At 68.3% G+C, this 23,161-nt stretch carries 23 protein-coding genes; 14 read left to right on the forward strand and 9 right to left on the reverse strand.

From position 1 onward, the window contains the following. Positions 1–146 precede the first annotated feature (146 nt). The 11 genes from ACGFH6_RS25600 (at position 147) to ACGFH6_RS25650 (ending at position 12,150) form a co-directional block, all read left to right on the forward strand. Positions 147–1,112 carry a histidine kinase gene (locus tag ACGFH6_RS25600; protein WP_393388504.1) on the forward strand — a complete coding sequence of 322 codons (966 nt, stop codon included), beginning with the start codon at positions 147–149 and terminating at the stop codon, positions 1,110–1,112. Next, positions 1,109–1,753: a response regulator transcription factor gene (locus tag ACGFH6_RS25605; protein ID WP_360441320.1), complete on the forward strand. Its 645-nt coding sequence runs from the start codon at positions 1,109–1,111 to the stop codon at positions 1,751–1,753. The genes ACGFH6_RS25600 and ACGFH6_RS25605 overlap by 4 nt, the downstream gene beginning before the upstream one ends. A gap of 100 nt (positions 1,754–1,853) precedes the next feature. Then, positions 1,854–2,150 (forward strand): putative quinol monooxygenase, encoded by a 297-nt coding sequence (locus ACGFH6_RS25610; RefSeq protein ID WP_393388509.1) that lies wholly within the window; start codon positions 1,854–1,856, stop codon positions 2,148–2,150. A 260-nt stretch (positions 2,151–2,410) separates the two neighbouring features. Then, positions 2,411–3,304 (forward strand): methyltransferase domain-containing protein, encoded by an 894-nt coding sequence (locus ACGFH6_RS25615; protein WP_393388512.1) that lies wholly within the window; start codon positions 2,411–2,413, stop codon positions 3,302–3,304. A 287-nt stretch (positions 3,305–3,591) separates the two neighbouring features. Next, positions 3,592–4,668, forward strand: a complete 1,077-nt coding sequence (locus ACGFH6_RS25620) for a phosphotransferase enzyme family protein (RefSeq protein WP_393388515.1) — start codon at positions 3,592–3,594, stop codon at positions 4,666–4,668. A gap of 15 nt (positions 4,669–4,683) precedes the next feature. Beyond that, positions 4,684–9,339, forward strand: a complete 4,656-nt coding sequence (locus ACGFH6_RS25625) for a hypothetical protein (RefSeq protein ID WP_393388518.1) — start codon at positions 4,684–4,686, stop codon at positions 9,337–9,339. After that, on the forward strand, positions 9,336–10,328 hold the full coding sequence (locus ACGFH6_RS25630) for a hypothetical protein (RefSeq protein WP_393388521.1): 993 nt from the start codon (positions 9,336–9,338) through the stop codon (positions 10,326–10,328). Before ACGFH6_RS25625 ends, ACGFH6_RS25630 begins: the two co-directional genes overlap by 4 nt. A gap of 84 nt (positions 10,329–10,412) precedes the next feature. Next, positions 10,413–10,967 (forward strand): CGNR zinc finger domain-containing protein, encoded by a 555-nt coding sequence (locus ACGFH6_RS25635; RefSeq protein ID WP_393388523.1) that lies wholly within the window; start codon positions 10,413–10,415, stop codon positions 10,965–10,967. Continuing rightward, a complete protein-coding gene (locus ACGFH6_RS25640) occupies positions 10,964–11,674 on the forward strand; it encodes an AzlC family ABC transporter permease (RefSeq protein WP_393388526.1) in 711 nt (236 codons plus the stop codon). The genes ACGFH6_RS25635 and ACGFH6_RS25640 overlap by 4 nt, the downstream gene beginning before the upstream one ends. Continuing rightward, positions 11,634–11,933, forward strand: coding sequence for an AzlD domain-containing protein (locus ACGFH6_RS25645; RefSeq protein ID WP_393388529.1), 300 nt, complete (start codon positions 11,634–11,636; stop codon positions 11,931–11,933). Before ACGFH6_RS25640 ends, ACGFH6_RS25645 begins: the two co-directional genes overlap by 41 nt. Further along, entirely contained in the window at positions 11,893–12,150 is a 258-nt protein-coding gene (locus tag ACGFH6_RS25650) for a DJ-1/PfpI family protein (protein ID WP_393388532.1), read from the forward strand. Before ACGFH6_RS25645 ends, ACGFH6_RS25650 begins: the two co-directional genes overlap by 41 nt. 17 nt (positions 12,151–12,167) lie before the next feature. Here ACGFH6_RS25650 and ACGFH6_RS25655 read toward each other — a convergent pair whose 3' ends face one another. Further along, the gene (locus ACGFH6_RS25655) at positions 12,168–12,953 is read right to left on the reverse strand and encodes an SDR family NAD(P)-dependent oxidoreductase (protein ID WP_393388535.1); all 786 of its coding nucleotides are present in this window, start codon (positions 12,951–12,953) and stop codon (positions 12,168–12,170) included. A gap of 80 nt (positions 12,954–13,033) precedes the next feature. Between ACGFH6_RS25655 and ACGFH6_RS25660 the strand changes: the two genes are divergently transcribed. Continuing rightward, complete coding sequence (locus ACGFH6_RS25660; RefSeq protein ID WP_393388537.1) at positions 13,034–13,726, forward strand: winged helix-turn-helix transcriptional regulator; 693 nt, start codon at positions 13,034–13,036, stop codon at positions 13,724–13,726. 133 nt (positions 13,727–13,859) lie between these two features. Here the strand turns inward: ACGFH6_RS25660 and ACGFH6_RS25665 are convergent, their stop codons facing one another. The 3 genes from ACGFH6_RS25665 to ACGFH6_RS25675 all read right to left on the reverse strand — a co-directional run bounded on the left by ACGFH6_RS25665 (position 13,860) and on the right by ACGFH6_RS25675 (position 16,386). Then, positions 13,860–14,537 carry a winged helix-turn-helix transcriptional regulator gene (locus tag ACGFH6_RS25665; protein WP_393388540.1) on the reverse strand — a complete coding sequence of 226 codons (678 nt, stop codon included), beginning with the start codon at positions 14,535–14,537 and terminating at the stop codon, positions 13,860–13,862. Between the two features lie 185 nt (positions 14,538–14,722). Beyond that, entirely contained in the window at positions 14,723–15,409 is a 687-nt protein-coding gene (locus ACGFH6_RS25670) for a haloacid dehalogenase type II (RefSeq protein ID WP_393388543.1), read from the reverse strand. A 47-nt stretch (positions 15,410–15,456) separates the two neighbouring features. Beyond that, positions 15,457–16,386 (reverse strand): PLP-dependent cysteine synthase family protein, encoded by a 930-nt coding sequence (locus ACGFH6_RS25675; RefSeq protein WP_393388546.1) that lies wholly within the window; start codon positions 16,384–16,386, stop codon positions 15,457–15,459. Between the two features lie 242 nt (positions 16,387–16,628). Here ACGFH6_RS25675 and ACGFH6_RS25680 point away from each other — a divergent pair, with 242 nt between their 5' ends. Then, positions 16,629–17,315 carry an aspartate/glutamate racemase family protein gene (locus tag ACGFH6_RS25680; RefSeq protein WP_393388549.1) on the forward strand — a complete coding sequence of 229 codons (687 nt, stop codon included), beginning with the start codon at positions 16,629–16,631 and terminating at the stop codon, positions 17,313–17,315. Positions 17,316–17,387: 72 nt separating this feature from the next. Beyond that, entirely contained in the window at positions 17,388–18,767 is a 1,380-nt protein-coding gene (locus ACGFH6_RS25685) for an MFS transporter (protein ID WP_393388551.1), read from the forward strand. 98 nt (positions 18,768–18,865) lie between these two features. On the opposite strand, the gene ACGFH6_RS25690 is transcribed toward ACGFH6_RS25685, so the two are convergent. The 5 genes from ACGFH6_RS25690 to narH form a co-directional block, all read right to left on the reverse strand. Then, a complete protein-coding gene (locus ACGFH6_RS25690; RefSeq protein WP_393388554.1) occupies positions 18,866–19,315 on the reverse strand; it encodes a hypothetical protein in 450 nt (149 codons plus the stop codon). A gap of 20 nt (positions 19,316–19,335) precedes the next feature. Next, positions 19,336–19,977, reverse strand: coding sequence for an alpha/beta hydrolase (locus ACGFH6_RS25695; RefSeq protein WP_393388558.1), 642 nt, complete (start codon positions 19,975–19,977; stop codon positions 19,336–19,338). A 123-nt stretch (positions 19,978–20,100) separates the two neighbouring features. Beyond that, on the reverse strand, positions 20,101–20,817 hold the full coding sequence (gene narI / locus ACGFH6_RS25700; RefSeq protein ID WP_393388560.1) for a respiratory nitrate reductase subunit gamma: 717 nt from the start codon (positions 20,815–20,817) through the stop codon (positions 20,101–20,103). Continuing rightward, on the reverse strand, positions 20,814–21,491 hold the full coding sequence (gene narJ / locus ACGFH6_RS25705; RefSeq protein ID WP_393388563.1) for a nitrate reductase molybdenum cofactor assembly chaperone: 678 nt from the start codon (positions 21,489–21,491) through the stop codon (positions 20,814–20,816). Before narJ ends, narI begins: the two co-directional genes overlap by 4 nt. Continuing rightward, on the reverse strand, positions 21,488–23,146 hold the full coding sequence (narH, locus tag ACGFH6_RS25710) for a nitrate reductase subunit beta (RefSeq protein WP_393388565.1): 1,659 nt from the start codon (positions 23,144–23,146) through the stop codon (positions 21,488–21,490). The genes narJ and narH overlap by 4 nt, the downstream gene beginning before the upstream one ends. Between the last annotated feature and the right edge of the window lie 15 nt (positions 23,147–23,161).

Consider the following 23,161-nt stretch of genomic DNA (forward strand, 5'->3'; position numbering starts at 1 on the left):
GCCTGCCGACGACCCCCTCGGCTCATCGGGCGCGTCCCGCCGCATCTCCAGTCTCCGAGGTGACAGCCCGCAGCGGAATGAGTGCTACCACCCACTTCTGCCCCGGTTCATGGACAGTGTTCGAGGCGGTAGGGGACGCTGGGGTGGTGAGATCGGGAGCGGGATTGCCGTTGTATTGGCGGGTTTGCCTGATCAACGGGCTGGTGTTCGTTGTCGGCACGCTGGCCTTGGCCCTGGCGCCGATCACTGTGTCCGCGACGGTTCTGGTCTCGGAGGCGGTGGTGCTTCTGCTTGGCTTGGTCGGCATCGTCGTACTGAACGCGGCGCTGCTGCGGACGAGCCTCGCGCCGCTGGACCGCTTGAGCCGGCTGATGGAGACAGTGGACCTGCAGCGGCCAGGCCGCCGGCTGCCGGAGTCGGGCAGTGGTGCGGTCGGTCAGCTGGTCCGGGGGTTCAATGCCATGATCGAGCGCCTCGAGACCGAGCGCGGGACAAGCAACGCGAAGGCTCTGGCCGCGCAGGAGGCGGAGCGGCATCGCATCGCCCGGGAGTTGCACGACGAGATCGGCCAGGGACTCACAGCCGTACTTCTGGGCCTCAGGCAACTGTCGACGAGGGTGCCGGCCGATGTACGGCGGGACCTGCTGGAGGTCCAGGAGACGGCGCGCTCGACGTTGGACGAAGTCCGCGGGGTGGCCCGGCGACTCAGGCCAGGTGTGCTGGAGGATCTCGGCCTGCACAGTGCGCTGGCGGCCCTGACAACCGAGTTCTCGGCCCATGGACTGAAGGTCCAGCGCACATCCACACCCGGCCTGCCTGATCTCGGCTTGGAACGAGAACTGGTCGTCTACCGGGTAGCACAGGAGGCGCTGACGAACGTTGCCCGCCATGCCGAGGCCCGGACCGTGCGGCTTGCCCTGCAACGCCAGGGATCCGCGGTGGTCCTCGCGGTGGACGACGACGGACAGGGCCTGCGAGGAGCCGCCGAAGGGACCGGGATCAACGGGATGCGTGAGCGTGCGCTCCTGATCGGCGCGCAACTGGTCGTGGGCGTGGGGGAGCTCGGCGGTACGTCGGTCCGCCTCACCGTGCCGTTGGAGCCGGCGCGATGATCCGGATCCTGCTGGCTGACGACCACACCCTGGTACGTCGCGGCGTAAGACTGATCCTCGACAGTGAGCCGGACCTGCAGGTGGTGGCCGAGGCAAGCGACGGTGCTGAGGCCGTGGAGGCGTTCCGCCGGACTCCGATCGATCTGGCGGTACTCGATGTGGCGATGCCGCGGATGACGGGACTGCAGGCGGCGCGCGAGCTGTCACGCCGGCGGGAGCCGCCGCGGATGCTGATGTTGTCGATGTACGACAACGAGCAGTACTTCTTCGCTGCGCTCAAGGCCGGCGCCTGCGGCTACGTCCTGAAATCGGTCGCCGACCGTGACCTCGTCGACGCCTGCCGCGCGGCCGCTCGGGGTGAGTCCTTTCTCTATCCCGGCGTGGTGAGCACCTTGGTCCGCGATTACCTCGAGCGAGTTCGCCGCGGCGAACGAGTGCCGGGGCAGGTGCTGACCGAGCGCGAGGACGAGGTGGTCAAGCTGATCGCCGAAGGCCACTCGTCCAAGGAGATCGCCGCCGTCTTGACGATCAGTCCCAAGACCGTCGAACGCCATCGCGCCAACATCCTCCAGAAACTGGGCATGCGCGACCGCACCGAACTCACCCGCTACGCCATCCGCGCCGGCCTGATCGAGCCATAGCCTCCCGGGATTGGGGGATGCTCGGTTTCACGGGGCTGTGGGTGCCATCCGCGACGCGCAGTACGGTCGAAGGAGGGCAACTCACGAGAGGACCACGGACATGAGCATCGACCGGGGGCTGCTGGCGACGTTGGAGGCCAAGCCCGGCAAGGAAGACGAACTGCGCGCGTTCCTCGAGAAGGGGCGGGAGCTCGCGGTCGCCGAAGAGGGGACTGTCACCTGGTACGCGTTCCGGCTCGGGCCGACGACGTTCGGGATCTTCGACACCTTCACCGACGAGGACGGTCGCCAGGCCCACCTCAACGGCGACATCCCGGCCGCCCTCGGCCAGGTCGGTCCCGACCTCCTGGCCACCGACCCAGACATCCGAACAATCGACGTCATAGCGGTCAAGTAGCGGAGCGGCGGCTGGGCTGGGGCACACAGGGTGAAGCATCCTGCGTTGCCTGGCCGGTGTCGAGGCGAGCACCGGCCCTGACCTCGCGCTGTCACACGAGTCCGTCCGCAACGGCGTACGCGGCCTCCCGACCTGTTCCGGCGCGTCACGGTGCAGGCGGGGGAACCGTGCTGTAGGACGTGTGGGGTTTGCTGGCTGTGTGAGATGTCCCTCTCGCGTCGTCGTGGCGCTGGTGGCCTGGGGAGGTTGACGATGTAGTGGTGACCTCCTCGCCCAGCTCTCCGCACGTCGGTGGCCGACCGGATCCGATAGGCGGGACTGGTGCGCTCGGTGGTGAGGCCGCTCCCGCGCGCGGGTACTTGCTGGACAACGCGCGGGCCGAGGCGGGTGAGCGATTCGTTTGGCTGGCCGAGCTGTTCGACGGTGTGACGCGCGGGCACTTTGATCGACTGGGGGTCAGGCCAGGCTCGCGCTGCTGGGAAGTGGGGGCCGGTGGGCCCGGTATCCCGGAGGCGCTCGCGGCGGCCGTCGGTCCGAGCGGGCACGTGCTGGCCACGGACATCGACCCGTCGTGGCTGACGGCAGGCGACGGGTACGAGGTTCGCCGGCACGACGTCGCCGCTGATCCGCCCCCGGAGCCGGGGACGTTCGATCTGGTGCACGCCCGGCTCGTGCTGGTCCATGTACCCGACCGGGCTCGGGCGTTGGCAACGATGGTGGCAGCGCTACGGCCGGGCGGCTGGCTGCTGGTCGAAGACGCCGATACCGCTTTGCAGCCACTGGCATGCCTGGACGACAGCGGCCCTGAGCAGCGGCTGGCCAACCGGATGCGCGAAGCGGTCCGGGAGCTGTTGACGCGCCGCGGCGCGGACCTGCGCTACGGCCGGACACTGCCGCGGGCCTTGCGTGAGGCCGGCTTGGTAGATGTCGCCGCGGCGGGCTCTTTCCCGGTGGGCGGGCTGGCCTGCGACCGGCTGGAGGCGTCGACCATCCGGCACGTGCGCGGCGAGCTGCTCGCGGCCGGCCTGGCCGACGACGCCGAGATCGACGCGCACCTGGCCGCCATCCACGCGGGCAAACTCGACCTGACACTCGCCCCACTGATCTCAGCCTGGGGCCGCCGCCCACCCGAGCGCCCGCCAGCTCTCGGTTAGCCGCGGATCCAGGCAACCGGGCCCACACCGCCCTTCGTCGAGGAGATTCTGAGGGAGGCGTCGGGATGCCGCGGCCGGGAGCTCGGCTCGCGGTTGGACGCTTGACAAGGGCTGCGGCGGTCGGGGAGATTGGCGCCACGGCGCCGACCGGTCGCCGAGCTGTGGGACAGCCGCCCCAGTCGGGGTTCCATTGGCGAAGGGGAGTTGTCCTCTCGGTCGTCGATGTCAGCAGGCCATCTCTCTACACCGCGTCGCTGGGGGACGAGGGTGTCAAGAGGAGGCTTGTCATGACCAAGGACGGCAGCTTCAAGAAGGTTGTCCGGCGTCACGCCGAGGCGACGGGGCAGCGCTACACCGAAGCCCTGGCCGATCTAGAGGGTCTCGGTACCCGCATGCACCACGAGCCCGTTGCCGAGCGACTGCTCGTCCACCTCCGGGATCGCTACGGCATCGACCCGGTCGCGGCGACGAAGGTCAGTGTGCACAAGACCTACGTCTTCCGCATCGACAGGTACGACGGTGACCCGTGGATCGCGCGTGCGTTCCCGCCCGCACGTCCGAGGGCCGACGTCGAGGGCGACGCCGCGATCCTGCGATTCCTGGAGCGGCACGACTTCCCCGCGGAGCGTCTTGCGGTCGACGACGCGGTGTCTGACTTCGACGGGAGCGCGGTTCTCGTGACCCGGCTCGTCAAAGGCGTCCAGCTTCCCGAGGGCACCGAGAAGTTCGCCATCATGGGTGACCTGCTCGGACGGCTGCACGCGCTGCCGCTCGACGAGTCCGTCAGCCGCCCCGGCGGAGCGAGTGGTGAGGACCCCACCCGTCAGGGTTCCCCCCGTCAAGACCTGCTGGCAGGCCTGGCATTTCTCGACGCCGTGGACACGAAGGTCGGGCCGGCCGATCGCGAGAGATTCGAGCAGCTCCGGGACCAGGTGCGCTCGGCCGACGACGGTCACGGCCTTCCCGAGGGCTTGCTCCACGGCAACCTCCTGCACGCCCCCGATCATGTGGTCGTCGGCGAGCGAGGGCCGGTGGCGATCAACTGGAAGGCGTCCGGGCGCGGACCGCGCCTGGCCGACCTCGCGTACCTGATCTGGGGCACCGGGCACTGGTCTCCTTCGAGACTCACCAACGAAGAGTGCGTCGACGCGGTCGTCAACGCCTACCGCCGGCACGTCGAGCTGACCGACGACGAGCTCGACCGCCTGGAGGCGGTGATGTACATCCGGCCGCTGTACCTGGTTTGCTTCAGTTACCGGCGTGCACTCGCCAACGGCCTGACATTCGACGAGTGGGCGTTCATCGAACCACCGGAGTACTTCAGTTCCACCGCAGCCGCGACCAGAGCCGCGTTCCGCCGATAGGCAGCGGACGTGGCCATGAGGGTTTTCGGCGCGGCGGAGCACAATCTGCGTGACGTCGACGTCACGTTCGGGCCCGGCGTGACCGCCGTTGTCGGTGTGTCCGGTTCGGGGAAGTCGTCGCTCGCGTTCGACGTGGTCTACACCGAGGCGCGGCGCCGGTTCCTCGAGTCGCTGGGGCTGGGACGTCCAGGGTCCCGCGTGCCGGCCGCGCAGGTGCGCGGCATCGAGGGCTTGGGGCCGGCGGTCGCGATCGCTCAGAACGTGCTGAACGGCAACCCGGCTTCGACTGTCGCGACGTCAGTTGGCTTGCACCCGTTCCTCCGCATTCTGTACGCCCGATTCGCGGACGTCACCTGCCCGCGTTGCCAGGTGCCAGTACGCGCGGTGTCGCGCGAAGAGCGCCTCGCGATCGCGCTGGACATGCTCGCCGCCGCAGACGGCGTCGCGGTGGAGGTGGCGGTCGTTCGCGGCCTCCGCCGGAGCCACGCGCGTCTCCTCGCCGGACTGCGGGGCCAGTTCGATGCGGTCACGATCGATGGGCGTCCGTGGGCGGCGAACAACTCCAGCCGCGTGCCGAGGCTCGACCCGACGGTCCCGCACGATGTCGTCGTACGCGTCGCCACGCTTCACGCGGACGCGTCCGCGGCGGAGGTTCGCGCCATCCTCGAGCGTGCCGACGCGTTGGGCTCGCAGGAGGTCCGTCTCGGCGGTACGCCGGTGCTGCGGGCACCGATCTGTCCGAGCTGCTCGGACTGGGTCCGGCCGCTGGAGCCCTCGGCGTTTCGCGACGCGGCGGTGGACACGTCGTCGCATCGCATCGCCGGTGTCACCTTGACCGAATTGCTCGCCTGCTCGCTGAGCGAAGTCCTCGAGTTCGTCGACCAACTGCCGCTCGGCCTGCGTGCCGCACGAATTCAGGACGAGCTGCTGCGACGACTGCGGCCCCTGGTCACGTTGGGCCTCGGCCACCTCAGCCTCGACCGGTCGATGCCAACGCTGTCGCGCGGCGAGGCGCAGCGGACGCGGCTCGCGGTCGTGCTCGGCGGCCGGCTCGAAGACCTCTTGCATGTCCTCGACGAGCCGACCGTCGGGCTGCATCACACCGATCTCAAGCGACTGCTGGACGCCATCGCGTCGTTGCCGGGCCCCGTCCTGATGGTGGAGCACGACCGTACGGCGATCGCCATGGCCGACGACGTCGTCGAGATCGGCCCGGCCGGAGGCCGCGGCGGCGGCGAACTCGTCTTCCAAGGGACGCCCGCCGAACTGTGGCGCGCCGACACCGCATCGGGCCGCGGATTCGCGGCGACCACGCGCACCCGTCGTACGACGCGCCCGCTCGCGGCCGAGCGGATCCGGCTCACCGGCGCCGCCCTGCGCAACCTGCGCGACGTCGAATGCGAGATCCCGGTGGGAGCGCTGACGGTGATCACCGGTCCGTCGGGAGCCGGCAAGACCACCTTGGCACGTGAGGTGTTGCTGGCGTCTCTGCGCGCGAACATGCCGGTGGGCTGCGCCACGTTCGACGCGCCGGCGATGCGCGCGGTCGCTGTCGATCAGAAACCACTGGGCAACAACCCGCGGTCGAATCCGGCGACGTATACGAAGGTGTTCGATCCAATCCGCGACGTGTTCGCGAACGAGACCGGGCGGTCCGCGTCGGAGTTCACGTTCAACCGAGCCGAAGGGGCGTGCCCGGACTGCGAAGGGATGGGGGCGGTCGCCATCAGCCTCAGCTACCTGGCGCCCATCTGGGTGCCGTGCGAGGCCTGCGACGGTCGCCGTTTCCGGCCCGAGGTCCTCGAAGCGACCTGGGAAGGTCTGTCGATCGCTGATGTGCTGGAGTTGAGCGTTGACGAGGCCGGCGCGCTGTTCGTCGAGCACCGGTCGGTGACGCGCATCCTCGAGACGCTGCAGGAGGTCGGGCTCGGCTACATCACGCTCGGGCAACCGTCGCCCAGCCTCTCCGGTGGTGAAGCGCAACGAGTCCGCCTGACCCGCGAGCTGGCCAAGGCCAAGACCGGCGACCTCGTGCTGCTCGACGAGCCCACCACGGGGCTCCACCCCGGCGACCTCGAGCGGCTCCTCACTGTGCTCGACAAGCTGACGGACAACGGCTGCACAGTGGTCGTCGTCGAACACCAGGCAGACGTGATCGCTTCCGCCGACTGGCGCATCGATCTCGGCCCGGGTGGTGGCCCTGATGGCGGCCGCGTGCAGCACTGCGGGCCCCCCGTTGCCGAGAAACGGCCAAGGGTGACGCCTCGCGCCAAGCCGCGGGCCGGCGCGCGGGCGAGTGACGCCATCCGCGTGCGGGACGCCCGCGCCCACAACCTCCAGGGTGTCGACGTCCAGTTCGCCAAGGGCCGGTTCACTGTGGTGACGGGTGTGTCGGGTTCGGGCAAGTCGTCGTTGGTCCGCGATGTCCTCGCGGCGGAGGCCAACCGGCGGCTGCTCGAGTGTTTGTCGGTCTACGAGCGCCAGTCGGTGCGCGAGGGACCGGAAGCTCCGGTCGACTCGCTCACCGGACTGGGCCCGACGATGAGCATCGACGCTTCCGGCACGATTTCCGACCCGGGTGGGCCCTCGCGCTGGGATGCCGCGCGGACGACCGTCGGCAGGTCCAGCGATCTCGACCGCCTCATCGCCCTTGTCCTGGCGCGAGCCGGTGTGCGGTCGTGCCTCGCGTGCGGTGGCGACGACGTACGCCGTACCTCGCCGGCGCAGGAAGCAGCCTGGGTCTGCGGCGACTGCGGAACGAGCGCGGTGCCGGTCGAGCCGCGTCACCTGATGGGGTCGCCCATGGCCGTTTGTCCGCGGTGCGTGGGACTTGGTGTCGAGCGGGAGTTCGATTTCGACGAGATCGTGCGGCCCGACGTACCACTCGCTCGTTGCTTCGGCGGAGGCCTGGCGTGGTTCCGTCCGGAAGCAACCGGCAGCCGCGAGGTGTTGCAGGCGTTCGCGGCGCGGTACCAGGTCGACCCGAGCACCACGCCGTGGTCGGAGCTGAGTGACGAAGTCCGGCAGGCGATGTTGTACGGCGATTCGTCGTGGGTCGGTCTGAACCACTGGGCCCAGTACGACCTGGGTGGCACGGAGACCACGTCGTTCGCGTGTCGGGAGTGCGGCGGCATGCGGCTGCGCGCGCCGTACCTGGCGATTCGTCTCGAGGGTCGCGATCGCAGCGAGTTGTTCTCGGCGTCGTTCGCCGAGCTCGCCGACGTACTGGCGTCGATGGACGAGCCGGACGACGAACTCGCGGCGCACGCCCGCACAGTTGCGCTGCATCGCCTCGGCTTCCTGGGCTCGGTGGGGCTCGGCTACCTCGACGTGAACCGGGAGACCTGGACCCTGTCCGCGGGGGAGGCGCAGCGGATCAAGCTGGCGTCGGTGCTCGGCGGCGGCCTGGTCGGCATGACCGTTCTGCTCGACGAGCCGAGCCTGGGCCTGCATCCCTCAGAGGTGGTCGCGCTCACTCGCAGCCTGAGCGAGCTGCGCGACGCCGGCAACACTGTGATCGCCGTCGAACACGACGCCACACTCATTCGTGCCGCCGACGACATCATCGAGATCGGCCCCGGTCCCGGACGAGCCGGTGGCCGCCTCATCGACCTCGACAGCGTCCAGTCGGTCACCCGGGCAGTGCGCGACGGACGAGTCTCCATCCCTCGCCGCGACCGCCGCGAGCCAACCGAGTGGATGCACGTCACGGGCGCGCGGGAGAACAACCTGCGCGGCCTCGACGTGCGCATCCCGCTCGGCGTGCAGGTCGGCGTGTGCGGTCCGTCCGGGTCGGGCAAGTCCTCGCTCGTCGTCGACACGATCGCGCTGGGGCTGACGCGACCAAAGACCAACATTCCCCGCAGCGGCATCATCCGCGTCGAACCTGGTGTCCACGACGCCATCTCGGGGGCGCCCGTCCGCACCATCGTCGCCGACCAGGCCCGCGCCGAAATCGCGTCACCCGGCATGTTCCTCGGGCTCATCAACGCAGTCCGCAAGTCGTTCGCCGCGAGCGAAGTGGCCCGCGAGCAGGGCATCACGATCAAGGACCTCACCTACCGCTGCGACGCCTGCGGCGGCACAGGGACGTGGCAGGAGAACATGTCGTTCCTGCCGTCGGTGACCCAGACCTGCGACGCGTGCGGCGGCTCCGGCTACCGGCGCGAGGTCGCAACGCTCGTCGAGCGGAGCCGGACCCTCGCCGACATCGAAGCCCTCACCATCGGTGAACTCGTCGAGGAGTGGGGTGACATCGACGGGGTACGCCGCGTCGGCGGCGCCGCGATCACGCTCGGCCTCGGCTACCTCATCGTCCGCCAACCCGGGTGGAGCCTCTCAGGCGGCGAGGCGCAGCGACTCAAGCTCGCGAAGGAACTCGCCCGCCCTGCGAGGGACGGCGCTCTCCACGTGCTCGATGAGCCCACCGTCGGTCTCCAGGCCACCGACGTCGCCGTGCTCGCCCGCGCCCTCGACACGATCGTCGACGCCGGCAACACCGTCTTGGTCGTCGAGCACGATCCCCTTCTCCTCGCAACCTGCGACTGGCTCATCGAACTCGGTCCCGGCGCAGGACCGGACGGCGGCCACATCGTCTTCGAGGGCCCACCCGAAGAGCTCGGTAAGGCCGACACAGCAACCGCGCCGTACATCCTGGAAGCCCTGACATGAACCTGACAACGCTCCTGCTCGGAGACCAGTCCCCGTCGCTGCGGTGGCGTACGGCGGTCGAGCTCGAGGGTGCCGCCAACGACGATGACGACGTCAAGGCCTGGCAGAGCGAGATCGGGGCGAGCCCCGCGGTCCAGTCGCTCCTCGCACGACTGGCTGCGGCCGAGCGGCCTCAAGCCGCCGGCTACCTGCTCTGCCAGCTCGCGTACCTCGGCTACCGCGGCCCCGAGCTTGCCACTGCCGTCGACGCCATCTTCGCCCACCAGCAGCCGGACGGCTCATGGCCGCTGCCGCTCGACGTCGACAACGACCAGCCCGCGCGCAAGCCGAGAAGGGGAGCACCGCCGGGGCCAGCCCGATCCGACGGCCCGCGCTTCATCACCATGCAGACCGTCGTCCCGTTACGGGGCATCGCAGCCGCCGGGTTCGCCACCGACCCTCGCGCTGAACGCGCCTACGAATGGCTCCTCCGCGAACGACTCCACGACGGCTCGTGGCCCGCCGGACCCAAAGCCGACCTCGGCGGCCCCGGGCAGCCGTCACTGCCGGAAAAGGCCTACCGGCGACTCACCCGCGGAGACGGTTGCCGCTCGGCGACGACTGGCGCGGTGGCCTGCCTCGCACTCCACCCCCACCGCAACCGGTCCGACGCCGCCCGCATCGGCGTCGACCACCTCCTCGCACGCGAGACCCGGGAAGAATCGACCCTCGGCTGGGAGCTCTCCCGGCTGGTCGGGCTCGAACGAGCGATGGGACAGATCACCTTCTACGTCAGCTTCGATCCCGCCTTCCTCCTCGACCTCGCCTCCCGATGCGGCGTCTCCCCTGAGGACGGCCGCCTACGCGACCTCGTCACCTGGCTCGAAACACTTCGAGGCCCCTACGGCCTGTGGGAACACCACGCCCATCCGCAGCTCTCCCGATGGCTCACCTTCGACCTCGAGTGCAGCCTCCGCCGACTGGCCGACGGATGGTCAGCGCCGTCCTGATCGCCTGGAGGCTGTGGGCTGCGATGCTGTCTAACATGCAAAAGCTGTATTGCCTGTTAGGATCGGGTCCGGAGGTGGTTCCGGGTGACGTACCGGCCGGAGTTGATCGGCGGGCATCTCGCGCTCGACCTCGTGAACACTGTGGCGTGGCGCCTCGATCCGGGACGAACGGTCGATCGGTTCGCCGACCTGCCGAACGTGGAGCGCTGGCTGCGCGCCGTCGGCGTGACCACGGATCGCGCAGCGGTGACACGACGGTTGCGCGACGACCTGGTGGCTGCGCGAGACATTGCGTACGACGTCCTGGCAAGCCTGGCCGTCGGGGACCGGCCGGCCCGCGCCAGGATCGACGCGCTGCACGGCCTGATCTCCGAGGTCGTCCGGTCGGCATCCGTCGAGGTGAGTCCGTTCGGGTGGCGAGCCGATGATCCGGGCGGTGCCGTTCGACTGGCGGTCTGGCGGCTCTTCGAGGACGAAGACCTGGGCCGGTTGCGCCAGTGCGGAGACGACGGTTGCGGCTGGCTGTTCCTGGACCGAAGCAAGAACGGCTCGCGCCGGTGGTGCAGTTCGGCCGACTGCGGCAACCGGGCACGCGCTCGACGGCATTACGAGCGATCCCGCGACGGATCGCCAGCATGACGGGGCCTGGTCGGCAGTCGTTCGCGCGCGGGCTCCGTCTCGGCCTCGGGCCGGCGCTCGCAACCGCCGTACTGGCATTGAACTTCGGTGCCGAAGCGCGGGCACGAGGCTGGGGGACCGCAGTGCCGGTGGTCTTCTCCGCGTTCGCGTTCAGCGGCTCGGCACAGTTCACGTTGCTCAGTTCGTTGTCCGGCGCAACGGTGTTGGCGGCGATCGTCGCGGCGATGGTGATCAACGTGCGCTACCTGGTGATGAGTGTGGCGATCGCGCCGAGCCTGCAGGGAGGCCGACTGGCGCGCATGCTCCAGGCACAGGCGATCGTCGACGCGTCGTTCCTGGCCGCGCACGACGAGGATGATCGGTACGACGTCTGGCGGATGATCGGAGTCAGCGTCCCCCAATGGATCTGCTGGACCGGAGGCACCGCGATCGGCGTGCTGGCCGCTCCGTCGCCGGATCTCATGCACAAGCTCGGCCTCGACGTGGCGTTCCCGGCGTTCTTCATCGTCTTGCTGATCGACGAAGTACGCCGATCCCGCCGTGCGGTCGTTGCCTGTCTGCTCGGAGCGATGATCGCCGCCGGGCTGTTGTTCGTGACCTCGCCGAGCTACGCCTTGCTCGGCGCCGCCGCGGCCACCCTGATCGGACTGCGACGAAGGAGGCGTCATGAAGCTGTGGCTGTGCGTACTGGCGGTCAGCGCCGCTAACTGGTTGATGAAAGCCGCCGGCCCACTGGTACTCGGAAAGCGAGATCTCCCGCCGGCGCTTATCAACGTCACCAGGCTGACTGCTCCGGCCTTGCTCGCGGGACTGATCGTCACTGACCTCGGCGGGCGCACGATCGACTGGACCCAGCTGATCGGAGTAGGCGTTGCCGGCGTCCTCAATCTGCTGAGGGTGCCGATGCTGCCGGCAGCCGCCGCAGGTGTCGCCACCACTGCCCTCGTCCGCCTCGCGACGTCCTAGACGCCCGCCGTACTTCACGGTCAAGCGGTTCCGCGCGGGAGTCGACTCTTCCACCCGGGGTACAGGGGGCTGCGCCGCGCGCCCGACCGATCTGCGCAACGCCGGGGCCACCTGGGTAGATCAGGAGGTCGCCACCGACGAGAACCTGATCACCAGCCGCAACCCGGACGAAACCGCGCGATGGGTGCCGGTCTACGGCCATGCGCGGTCGCTGTAGGCGGGCCTGTGGCGCATTCAGTCGAACAGTTCGCCGCAGGTAACGTTGGTGACTTCCGCCGTGATCGCGGTGGCGTGGTCGGAGGCCAGAAGGACAGCGGCGTTCGCGACGTCGGCCAGCATCGGCAATCGCCGCAGGGCGGTCTTGCCGGCCATCGTGGCCCACCATTCCTCCTTGGGCACACCGGCGTTCTCGGCGTGCCGGGCCCATGCTTCCTCGACACCGGGCGTGTCGGGAGAGCCGCCGGATCGCAGGCAGGCGACTCGGACGCCGTGCGGGCCGAGCTCGGCGGCCAGTTGACGGCACAAGCCCTCGATCGCCGCGTTGATCACGCCGAAGCTTCCGGTGTTGACGTACGGGACCCGGCCGGCCTGGGCGGTGAGAGCCAGGATCACCCCCGACCCGGCCTCAGCCATGTACCGCCCGGCAGCCGTCGCGGTGATGAAGTGCGCTTGCATCGCTGTGCTGATCGGCTCGACAAATCGTTCTCGCTTCATCTCCAGCAACGGTGCGCCCTGAGCGTCTCCGTAGCCGATCAGCGTGAACGAGACGTCCAGCCGCCCCGCCGTCTCGACCACCCGCGCGGCATGTCGCGCGACCGCATCCGCGTCCAGCGCATCGACCTGGGCCACGTCCACCGAACCGCCGGCGTCCGCCACATCACCGGCCACCGCCTCCAGATGCGTGAGGGTACGCCCGGCGAGGAACAGTCGGGCACCTTCCCGAGCGAACGCGCGGGCCACAGCCCCGCCCACCGCTCCGCCTCCGCCGTAGATCACGGCCACTTTGTCCGCCAGCAGCATGGTCAAGGTTCCTCTCGTAGGAATACTATGAGGCTAATAGTGAATGCTATGATCGAGCAAGTACGGGAGGGAGGTGTTCGGTGCCGGTCCAACGGGGCTATCGGCAGGCCTGCGGCGTCGCCCGCGGGCTCGACATCGTGGGCGAGCGGTGGGCGCTCCTCGTGGTGCGTGAGCTGCTGTTCGGGGCGAAACGGTTCACCGACCTCCAGCGTGCACTTCCGACCGCCAGCCCCAACGCGCTGTCCGAACGGCTGCGCGAGTTGGCCGACGCGGGCGTCGTACGGCGTCGGCAGCTTCCGCCGGCCGGCGTTCGGGTCTATGAGCTGACGGCGTGGGGTCGCGGCCTCGAGCCGATTGTGGTTGCGCTGGGCACCTGGGCGCTGGCCACCCCGCCTACCGCGGAACAGCTCTTCGTCAGCGCCGACAGCGCCATGCTGAGCATCCGCACGTACTTCGTGCCGACGCCTGAGCAGCCCGAGGTGACACTGCGGATCGAACTGTCCGACCACGGTTCTGCCGGGGTATTCGGTGTCCGCCTCACCTCGACCGGCGCCGAGGTCACTCATGAACCGCCCGAAGAACCAGACGCCGTCCTCGTCACCCCGACCGACGCCCTCCTCGCGACCTTCGGCAGCGACGACCTGGCGGAGCTCGCTGCCGCCGGTGCCGTCATCGACGGCGACCCCGAGGCAGTACGCCGCCTCACCGCCGGCACGCGCGTCCCACCTCCGACAAACTCGGCACTCGAACAGCGCCACCGCCCAGAACGCTAGCTGCGCGGGTGCTCGAGCAGCCATGCCTTGTACTTCTCGATCACCTGCTCCCGACTGCCGTCAGGGCCGGACCTGGCGAACGGCGAATTCATCGAGCTTCGTCCTCGCTTGAACCAGCCTGGATCGCTCTCGTCTAAGCCCTGGGCGTCTGCGCGAGAGCGGTGCGATTGAACGCATACCGAAGGAACCAGTGCTGTATCTGACGTTGTAGGGCGCGGTCGCCGTGGACTGTGACTCCGGGGTGGTGCTGCAACTGTGACCAGGTCAGATCGCCGAGCCACCAACGGGTGACCTCGGCGGTCGGCGCCTTGAGCCAGAGACCCACCGGCGCTCCGGTGTCCTCCCGACACAGGTTGACGTTCGTCTTGGACAGATGCAGCCAGAAGTACCGGTCGCCTGGCGATCGGTCGGTGAACTCGAGTGCGAGTACTACGGTGCGCTCGGGCAGGGCATCGACGTCGACTCTGCGTTGCATGTCCCACGTGAGCGCCGCGGTGTCGAGATCGTCATCGGACAACGCAGCGCTCTCGGTTGTCATCGCCCAACGCGCGAGTTCGCGGACCACCGGAGCGAGCGTCAGCCCGGATTCGGTGAGCTGGTAGCGCCGGTCGGACAACTCGACGATGCCGGCGGTGCGAAGGGACCGCAATCGACTGGTCAGCGTGGCAGGCGGGATGCGGGGGATACCGCGACGGATGTCGCCGAAGGTGACCGGCCCCGAGAGCATCTCGCGCACGATCAGCAGGGTCCACCGCTCGCCGACCACATCCAGTGCTCGTGCGACCGCGCAGAACTGCCCGTAGCCGTTCATCGCTCCAGGCTACCGACGGTGGTGTCCTCTTCAACGTCCACCGGACAGCCTCAGTGCCGACCCTCGAGCAGGATCGCCGGCGAAAGTTGCCAGCGGCATCTTTGGCCGCAAGGACAGCGGCACCGTCACTGTCATCACCAGCAGCCGCGCGACCCAGTACCGATGCGAGCGGATCGGGACCTCGGTCAGCAACTGAGTACGTCCGCGAGCTCTGTCAGGCTGCTCACCGCGACGTCACACGTTGTGTCGGCTGCGCGGTCCGCGGTGCGGTTGGGGCCCTTTTCCTGTGGTCGCTCGAGGAACGCGGTGCGTAGTCCTGCGCGCCGTGCCCCGTCGATGTCCCATGTGTGTGCCGCAACCATCAGCATGTGCTCGGGGCGCACGGCGAGCAGGTCGGCTGCTGCCCGGTATGCATGCTCCTGCGGCTTGTACGACTGGAACATCTCGGCCGACAGGATGCAGTCGAACGGCAGATTGGCGCCCTTGAGCAGGCGCACCAGGAGTGCCAAGCCACCGTTGGACAGAGCCGCAACGGTGTATCGGCGGCGAAGCCGGGACAAGCCGTCTGCGGCGTCTGGCCACGGTGCCAGGTGGTGCCAGGCCAGAACCAGGTCTCGGCGGGCCGTATCGTCGAAATCTTCACCGACGCCGTGGGCCTCGAGAAGGTCGTCGAGGGCTTCCCGATGTAGCGCATCGAGGTTCCGCCACGGCTGGGTACCGCTGCTGATCGCTTCCACAGCTGGGAGATAGCGGTCTCGCCACTCGTCGGTGAAGCGGCCCGGCGACACCTGGGCGTTCGTTCGTCCGGCGATCTGCGCGACCTGTTCGGCAACACTGGTGTGCCAGTCGACGGTGGTGCCGAAGATGTCCACGGCGATGACCGATACCTCCGCGAGGTCCGAAGTCATGGCATGGGCGCTCATTTGCTCAGGTATTTCATGCCCGTGTCACACATCACCGTGACGATCGTCGAGTTCGGCGGAAGCCGTTCGGCCATCCGCTGTGCGACGAGGACGTTGGCTCCCGTCGACGTACCCGCGAACAGCCCTTCCTCCCGTGCGAGCCGCATCGCCATCGCCGTCGCCTCCTCCGTGGACACCAGTTCGATCAGGTCGGCCACCTCGTTGTGCCACAACGGTACGACGAAGCCGGCACCGACACCGTCGATCTTGTGCGCACCGGTCGGACGACCGGACAGGACCGCGGACTCGGCCGGTTCGATCGCCACGACAGCGATCGAACCGTCGTACTTCCGCAGCCGCTCGGCGTTGCCCCGCAGGGAAGCGCCGGTGCCGACGATCTGCACGAATGCATCCAGCTCACCGTCAGTCTGAGCCCAGATCTCGTCCGCCATCGTGTGGTAGGCCCGCAACTGGTCGGTGTTGTTCAGCTGATCGGTCCAGAAGCCGCCGTTGTCCGCCGTGATGATCCGGGCCGCTTCGATCATGTCGCGCGTGAGCTTTTCCGTCATGCGGCCCTGATCGCTGGCGATCACCTGTACCTCGGCGCCGAGCGCGCGCATGTGGGCGAGTTTCTCGGCGGCGAACGCATCCGAGCTGACGATGTCCAGGTGATAACCCTTGACAGCGCAGACCAGTGCCAGCGAGACACCTGTGCTGCCGCCGGTGTACTCGACCACCCTGCCGTCCGGTTGCAGCCTGCCGTCGGCTTCCGCGGCCTCGATCATCGCCAGCGCCATCCGGTCCTTGATGCTTCCGGTGGGATTGCCGTCCTCCAGCTTGAGCAGGATCCGGGATCCGTTGCGCGGTCCGAGCCGACGCAGGGGTAGCAACGCGGTATTGCCGATGTGATCCAGAACGCTACGGGCCGCGGGATCTGACAAGTCCATGTCTGCAAGTGTCGACCTGTGAGCCGGGAACGCGCAGTTCAAAGTTTGAACCACGCAGGTGGCAGGCGCGGACGTAACGTGCGGTTCGTCGTGGCGGTGAACAACTGTTGGGAGGTCGAGTGAGGATCGGAGCTGGGAAGGTGACGTCGCCGGAGCCGGCGGTTCAGACCACCAGAGGCTCGCATGGTTCTTGGGAACCTCTTCACGCCGGCATCCTTGCGCATACCACGGAAGGCGCTGCCTTGTGTTTCCTGACCTTCTGTCAGGAGGGGTTCCGCGTGATCGGCCCGCATCAGCATCCCGATGTGACCCTTGACTGCATCGCGATGGGACGCAGCCTCCCCGCCTGGGACCGCGGCGACTACGCCTCGATCCGGCCGGTGCTGGCGCGGAGCGTCGACAGGCTCGCTCGCGCCGGAGCGGACTTCTTCGTCTGCCCATGCAACACCGCTCACCTGGCGCTGGAAGAGCCCGGCACAGAACTGGTATTGCCCGGCCTGCACATTGCTGACGTCGTTGCCGATCGAGCGGTGCGAGACGGGCGGCAGGTTGTCGGTGTCTTGGGCACAGAACTGACCATGGATGGCCCGATCTACCGGCGGGCGCTCGCAGACCGAGGATTAGGTCACGTCGTCCCGCCGCCGCATCAGCGCGAGCTGATTGACCGGATCATCTATGAGGAGTTGGTCAACGGCGTTGTCTCCGAGGCATCTCGCGATGAGTGCCAGCAAGTGATCGAGGGGCTGGAGAAGCAGGGCTGTGACGTCGTCGCGATGGCCTGCACGGAGATCCCACTGCTGATCACCGAGAACATCTCGTCGCTGCCCCTGCTCGACTCCACCAGATTGCTGGGCGTCGCGGCCTTCGACATCGCCACCGGCCGGCAACCAATACCGTCCTGGCGCGGCGGCCCAGTAGCAATTTCATAAGGTGGCGGCCGCTGGCCTTCGTGCCATTTCGGTTCGGCAGGGGGCGAAGTGTCGGGTAGTTAGCGTGCTGTGATGGATGCGGCGAATAGCAAGTTCTCGGACGGGTCCCAGCGAGGGCACGGACGTCGGGCGCTCGTGCTGGTCGCGGCCAGCCTTGGCTTCGCGGTCGTTCAGCTTGATGTGAGCGTCGTGAACGTTGCGATCAAGCCGATCGGCACGGCGCTCGGGGCAGACGTCACGGCACTGCAGTGGGTGGTCGATGCCTACACCATCGCTTTCGCCGCACTGATCCTCACGGCGGGGACGCTCGGGGATCGGTACGGCGCGAAGCGGCTGTTCCTGGGCGGGTTCGCACTCTTCATCGTGGCGTCGGTCGGTTGTGGACTCGCCGCGAGTACCTCGGAGCTGGTCGTCGCGCGGACAGTGCAAGGAACTGGCGCCGCCGTACTCACGGCCTGTTCGTTGAGCCTGCTCAATCACACGTACGCCGAGCCCGGCCAGCGGGCGCGCGCGGTCGGGCTCTGGGCCGCGGGCGCCAGCATGGCACTGGTCGCCGGGCCGCTCGTAGGCGGCGTACTGATCGCAACGCTGGGATGGCGGTCGATCTTCTTCATCAATGTGCCGATCGGTGTGTGCGGTATCTGGCTGACCGCGAGGTACGCCGCCGCCTCACCGCGCTCCCGTGGACGTGGCATCGACCCGTGGGGACAGGTCAGCTCAGTCGTTGCCTTGACTTCGGTAGCGGTGGCAACGATCGAGGCTGGTTCACGCGGGGCGGATGATCCGATCGTCGTGATCAGCTTGGCGGCGGCCGTGATCGCCGGCGCGCTGTTCGTGGTCATCGAGGCGCGCGGTGTGGAACCGATGCTTCCTCTGCGAATGTTCGTGTCGGCGACCTTCGGGATCCCGATTGCGATCGGGCTGCTGGTCAACGTCGCCTTCTACGGACTGATCTTCGTCCTGAGCCTCTTCTTCCAGAACGAACAGCACCTCTCCCCGCTGCGGACCGGCCTGGCGTTCGTACCGATGATGGCGGCGATCATGGCCGCCAACCTCATCGCCAAACGGTTCACCGACGCGTTCGGGGCCCGCCGAGCCCTGGTCAGCGGTGCGGTCTTCATGGCCGCGGGATGCCTTGCAATGCTCGGTTCCACCGGCCAGACCTCGTACGCCGTGTTGGTGGTCCCGCTGGTGCTGGCGGGCTTCGGTCTCGGTCTCGTCGTACCGGTCATGACGTCAGCCCTGCTCAGCGGGGTGGACCGCTCACGCTCCGGGATGGCCTCCGGCACACTCAACGCGGCACGCCAGACGGGCAGCGTGCTCGGCGTCGCTCTCTTCGGCTCGCTGACTGCTCGGGCCGGCCTGGTGAACGGCCTGCACCTTGCACTGCTGATCGCCGTCGGTGTTGTTGCCGCCGTCGCGGCGCTGGGAAGCAGGATTCCGGCCGGATGACGAGGCCGGCTACGACTCTCCGCCTGGCATGGATGTCGAGGCATAGCATCGGCGTTGTCACACCGGAATGTGCTGTCTCGTAGGGTCCATTACTGGTTCTATGGCGAGGCACTGGGGCCTTCGAGGGGGAGTGTGGTGGCGAGGAATGTCGTTACGTGCTGTTCCCATTCGTGGGGATGGGTTCGCAGGGCATCGGTGTGTCCTGTGTTGGGGACGATCCACAGGTCGACGCTGCCGGTCGCCGCGGACTGGATGTAGCGGCCCGCGTTCGCCTCGTCGGCAACATCACCGGCTGCGATGAGTAGGACCTTTCGTGGCGTGGTTGCGGCGACCGCATCGCGTAACGTCCGCGGGGGATCTGCGCCCGTGAGAAGGCCGGTGAGGCCGTAGGTCAGCCGGTCCAGACCCTCTTGGAGGGTGCCGCGCCAGCCGAATTCGTCGGACAGCCACGCACGGTCGGCAGCGACTCGATGGGTCGCACCTTCGGCCACGACAGCACGGATCCTCCGGTCACCAGCCGCCGCGCCGATCGCCTCCTCGCCGCCCATCGACAACCCGACCGCCGCGATCAGCTCGTCATCGACGTCCGGTCGCGCCTGAAGGAACGCACGGCCGCGGCGACGTCCTCGTCGCCGTACCACCCGAAGTCCATGGCGCGTCCGCCGCTCCGGCCATGACCGCGCGCGTCGACGAGCAGTACGCCGTACCCGTGATGGGCCAGCACGACAGCGTGGTCGAGCGGACTCGAGCGAGTCGAGCCCGCCCCGTGGAGCAAGACAACAGCCGCGTGGTTTCGGGACGGGATGTACCAGCCCGCGAGCGCAACTCCATCAGCGGTCGGGAACGTGACTTCAGCGAACGTCAGGCCGCGATCTGCCGGAGTGGTCGAGCCGACGGTCGTCGGCGGCACGTTCGTCGCCGCAACCGCCTGACCGATCGACACCGTTGCGATGGCCACCGCAACGAGGAGGACGGGCACGACCAGGATGCGGCGCCAGCTCCGGGCGAGGCGCACCAGTGCCACCCCGCCGAGAGCGAGCAGCACCAGGCCGGCTGCCAGGACAGCGATGCCTATGAAGGTGACGGGATGCAAGCCGGCCTTCGCCAGGTACGGCAGACCGAGACCGATCCCGACTCCGAGCAAAAGACATCCTGCACTGAACACCAGACTCGCTCGGATGACCTTCGGGCGGGCACCGACTCGCTTCATGCCGCTTCACCTCCCCGTCGATTCCAGACTCTGTCGCGGGGCCTTCCCGACCCAGGGCCGGAGGTCCCGAGACGGCGGGACACGTTGTGGCCCATCCAGCCAGGACGACCCCGTGCCGACCGCTCAGCGGTCGGTGGTCCAGCCGCGGCGGGGGGAGTGGCTGCCGACGTGGGGGTCGCGGCTTCGGTAGACGATGTACGGGCGGGTGAGGTAGCCGAGCGGGGCGCTGAAGACGTGGACGAGGCGGGTGAAGGGCCACAGGGCGAACAGGGTCACCGCGATCAGGGCGTGGAGCTGGAAGCCGAGTGGGGCTTCGGCCATGAGGTCGGGGTGGAGGTCGAAGCGGAAGAGGCCGCGGAACCAGACCGAGACGCCGTCGCGGTAGTCGTAGTGGCCGAAGATGTTCGCCACGACGGTGTTCACGAGTCCGAGCAGAATCACCGCGGCGAGGAACAGGTACATGACCTTGTCCATCCGGGTGGTGGCGGAGAACACCGGTCCGACCGTGCGCCGGCGATAGATGAGGATCGCCAGACCGATCACGGTGCCGAAGCCGGCGATCGCACCGATCGAGACGGCGAGGAAGTGGTAGACGCCTTCGGAGACACCGACGGCTTCGGTCCAGGTCTTCGGTACGCCGAGGCCCATCACGTGACCGAGGAAGACGGCGAGCAAGCCGAAGTGGAACATCGGACTGCCCCAGCGCAGCAGCCGGTCCTCGTACAGTTGGGATGAGCGGGTGGTCCATCCGAACTTGTCGTACCGGTAGCGCCAGAAATGCCCGACGACGAAGATCGTGAGGCAGATGTAGGGATAGACCACCCAGAGGAAGTCGCTCATCGGCGTGCTCCTGGGAACGACGGCATCGGCAGCGCCACCGGGTCGAAGGCAGGTGTCGCGTACGGCGTGAGTCCGACCTCCTCCTGTGGTGGGCCTTCGGCGGCGAGCCGCGCGATCGCAGCGTGCTCGTCGCCGGCGAGCGGCGGCAGCGTCGCGGTGATCGCCTGGACTGCGCCGAGCCAGGCGGACCCGGCGTCCGCGAGGGCGAGGCGGAGAACCTCGAGGCCCGCGCGATGGTCCAGCAGCAGGCGCCAGCCGAGGTGCCGGTCGACGGTCGCCGCGTACTCGAGGACCACGCAGAGGTGGTCTGGGAGCTCCGACTCGTCCAGCACGAAGCCGGACCGCAGGTAGGTCTGCTTGAAGCGCAGGAGCGCGACACCACGACGCCTCGTGTCGCCGTGGGCGAAGTACGTCAGGTAGAGGTTGTGCCGCCGGCGGTTGTCGAACGTGTCGACGTAGCGCTGCTGGAGCGCAGGCAGGTCGACCGACCGGAGCGCGCGCGCTGTCGCGTGCAGTGGATCGGCGAGGCCCGGCGGCAGTTCGGCGGCGGCACGGCGGATGAGGTCCAGTCGTGCGAGCAGCGTGTCGTCGGGATAGTCGAGCAGCAACGACGCGGCCTGCCAGGTGATCGTCAGCTGGTGCGCGGGCACTCTCGGTTCGGGATACCTGGTCATCGGTCATCGCCTTTCGGCGGGAACAACCCAGGTGGCGCGCCCTTGCCGTCCCAGTTCAGCAGGTTCACGCGGGTCGTCTTGTCGCCGGGTCCCGCGACGGTGTCCGAGGTCTGCCGGTCCTGCAGCATGTGGAAGTTCTCGACCGCGAGAGGTGTCGGTGTGCCGGATCCCTCGCCGAACGGTCCGGATCCACCCATGCCGGGTCCACCTTCGTAGTCGAGGGAGCATTCGGTCGCCAGCTCTTCCAGCGCGTGCGCCTGCTCGGCGTGCGCGGGTGGGATCACGTAGCGCTCGTCGTACTTGGCGAGCGCGAGCAGGCGGTACATGTCGTACAGGTCCTCCTCGGTCATTCCCACCGCGTGCGGGATGCCGGCGTCCGGATCGCGGCCGAGGTTCAGGTCGCGCATGTACGAGCGCATCGCGGCAAGCTTCCGCAGGACCAGGTCGACCGGTCCCGCATCCCCAGCGGTGAACAGTTCGGCCAGGTACTCGATCGGGATCCGGAGCGCATCGATGGCGGCGAACAGGTTCTCCTGCTTCTCGGCGTCCTCGCCTGTGTCCCTGACCACGTCGACGACCGGGGACAGGGGCGGGATGTACCAGACCATCGGCAGCGTCCGGTACTCCGGATGCAGCGGCAGTGCGACCTTGTAGCGGTTGATCAGTGCGTACACCGGCGACCGCCGGGCCGCCTCGATCCAGTCGTGCGGGATACCGGCGCGCTCGGCTTCCCGTCGTACGTCGGGATCGCCGGGATCGAGGAACACGTCACGCTGGGCCTCGTACAGCCCGTGCTCGTCGGGGGTCGACGCGGCGGCGAGAACCTTGTCGGCGTCGTACAGCATCAGGCCGATGTAGCGCAGCCGGCCGACGCACGTCTCCGAGCACACGGTCGGCAGCCCCACCTCCACCCGCGGGAAGCAGAAGGTGCACTTCTCTGCCTTGCCGGTGCGGTGGTTGAAGTAGACCTTCTTGTACGGGCAGCCAGAGATGCACATCCGCCAGCCGCGGCAGCGGTCCTGGTCGACCAGCACGATGCCGTCCTCGGTGCGCTTGTAGATCGCGCCGCTCGGGCAGGAGGCCGCGCACGACGGGTTCAGGCAGTGCTCGCAGATCCGCGGCAGGTAGAACATGAAGGTCTGCTCGAACTCGAACTTGACCTTGTCACCGACCTTCTTCAGCACCGGATCACGTTCGGCGGTGGCGGCGGAGCCGCCGAGATCGTCGTCCCAGTTCGCCGACCAGGAGACCTTCATGTTCTGCCCGGAGATCAGTGACTTCGGCCGGGCGACCGGAGTGTGCTGCTGGGCCGGAGCGTCGGTCAACGTCGCGTAGTCGTAGGTCCAGGGCTCGTAGTAGTCCTGGATCGACGGCATCTTCGGGTTGGAGAAGATGGTCAAGAGCTTCTTCAGCCGCCCGCCTGCCTTGAGCGTGAGCCGGCCGCGCCTGGTGAGCGTCCAGCCGCCCTTCCACGTCTCCTGGTCCTCGTACGTTCGCGGGTAGCCCTGGCCAGGCCGTGTTTCGACGTTGTTGAACCAGACGTACTCGGTGCCGGACCGGTTGGTCCAGGCCTGCTTGCAGGTGACCGAGCAGGTGTGGCAGCCGATGCACTTGTCGAGATTGAGCACCATCGCCATTTGCGCCATCGGTCTCATTTTGTCGCTCCGCTC

The organism is Kribbella sp. NPDC049227 (genome assembly GCF_043197265.1).
GTDB lineage: Bacteria > Actinomycetota > Actinomycetes > Propionibacteriales > Kribbellaceae > Kribbella.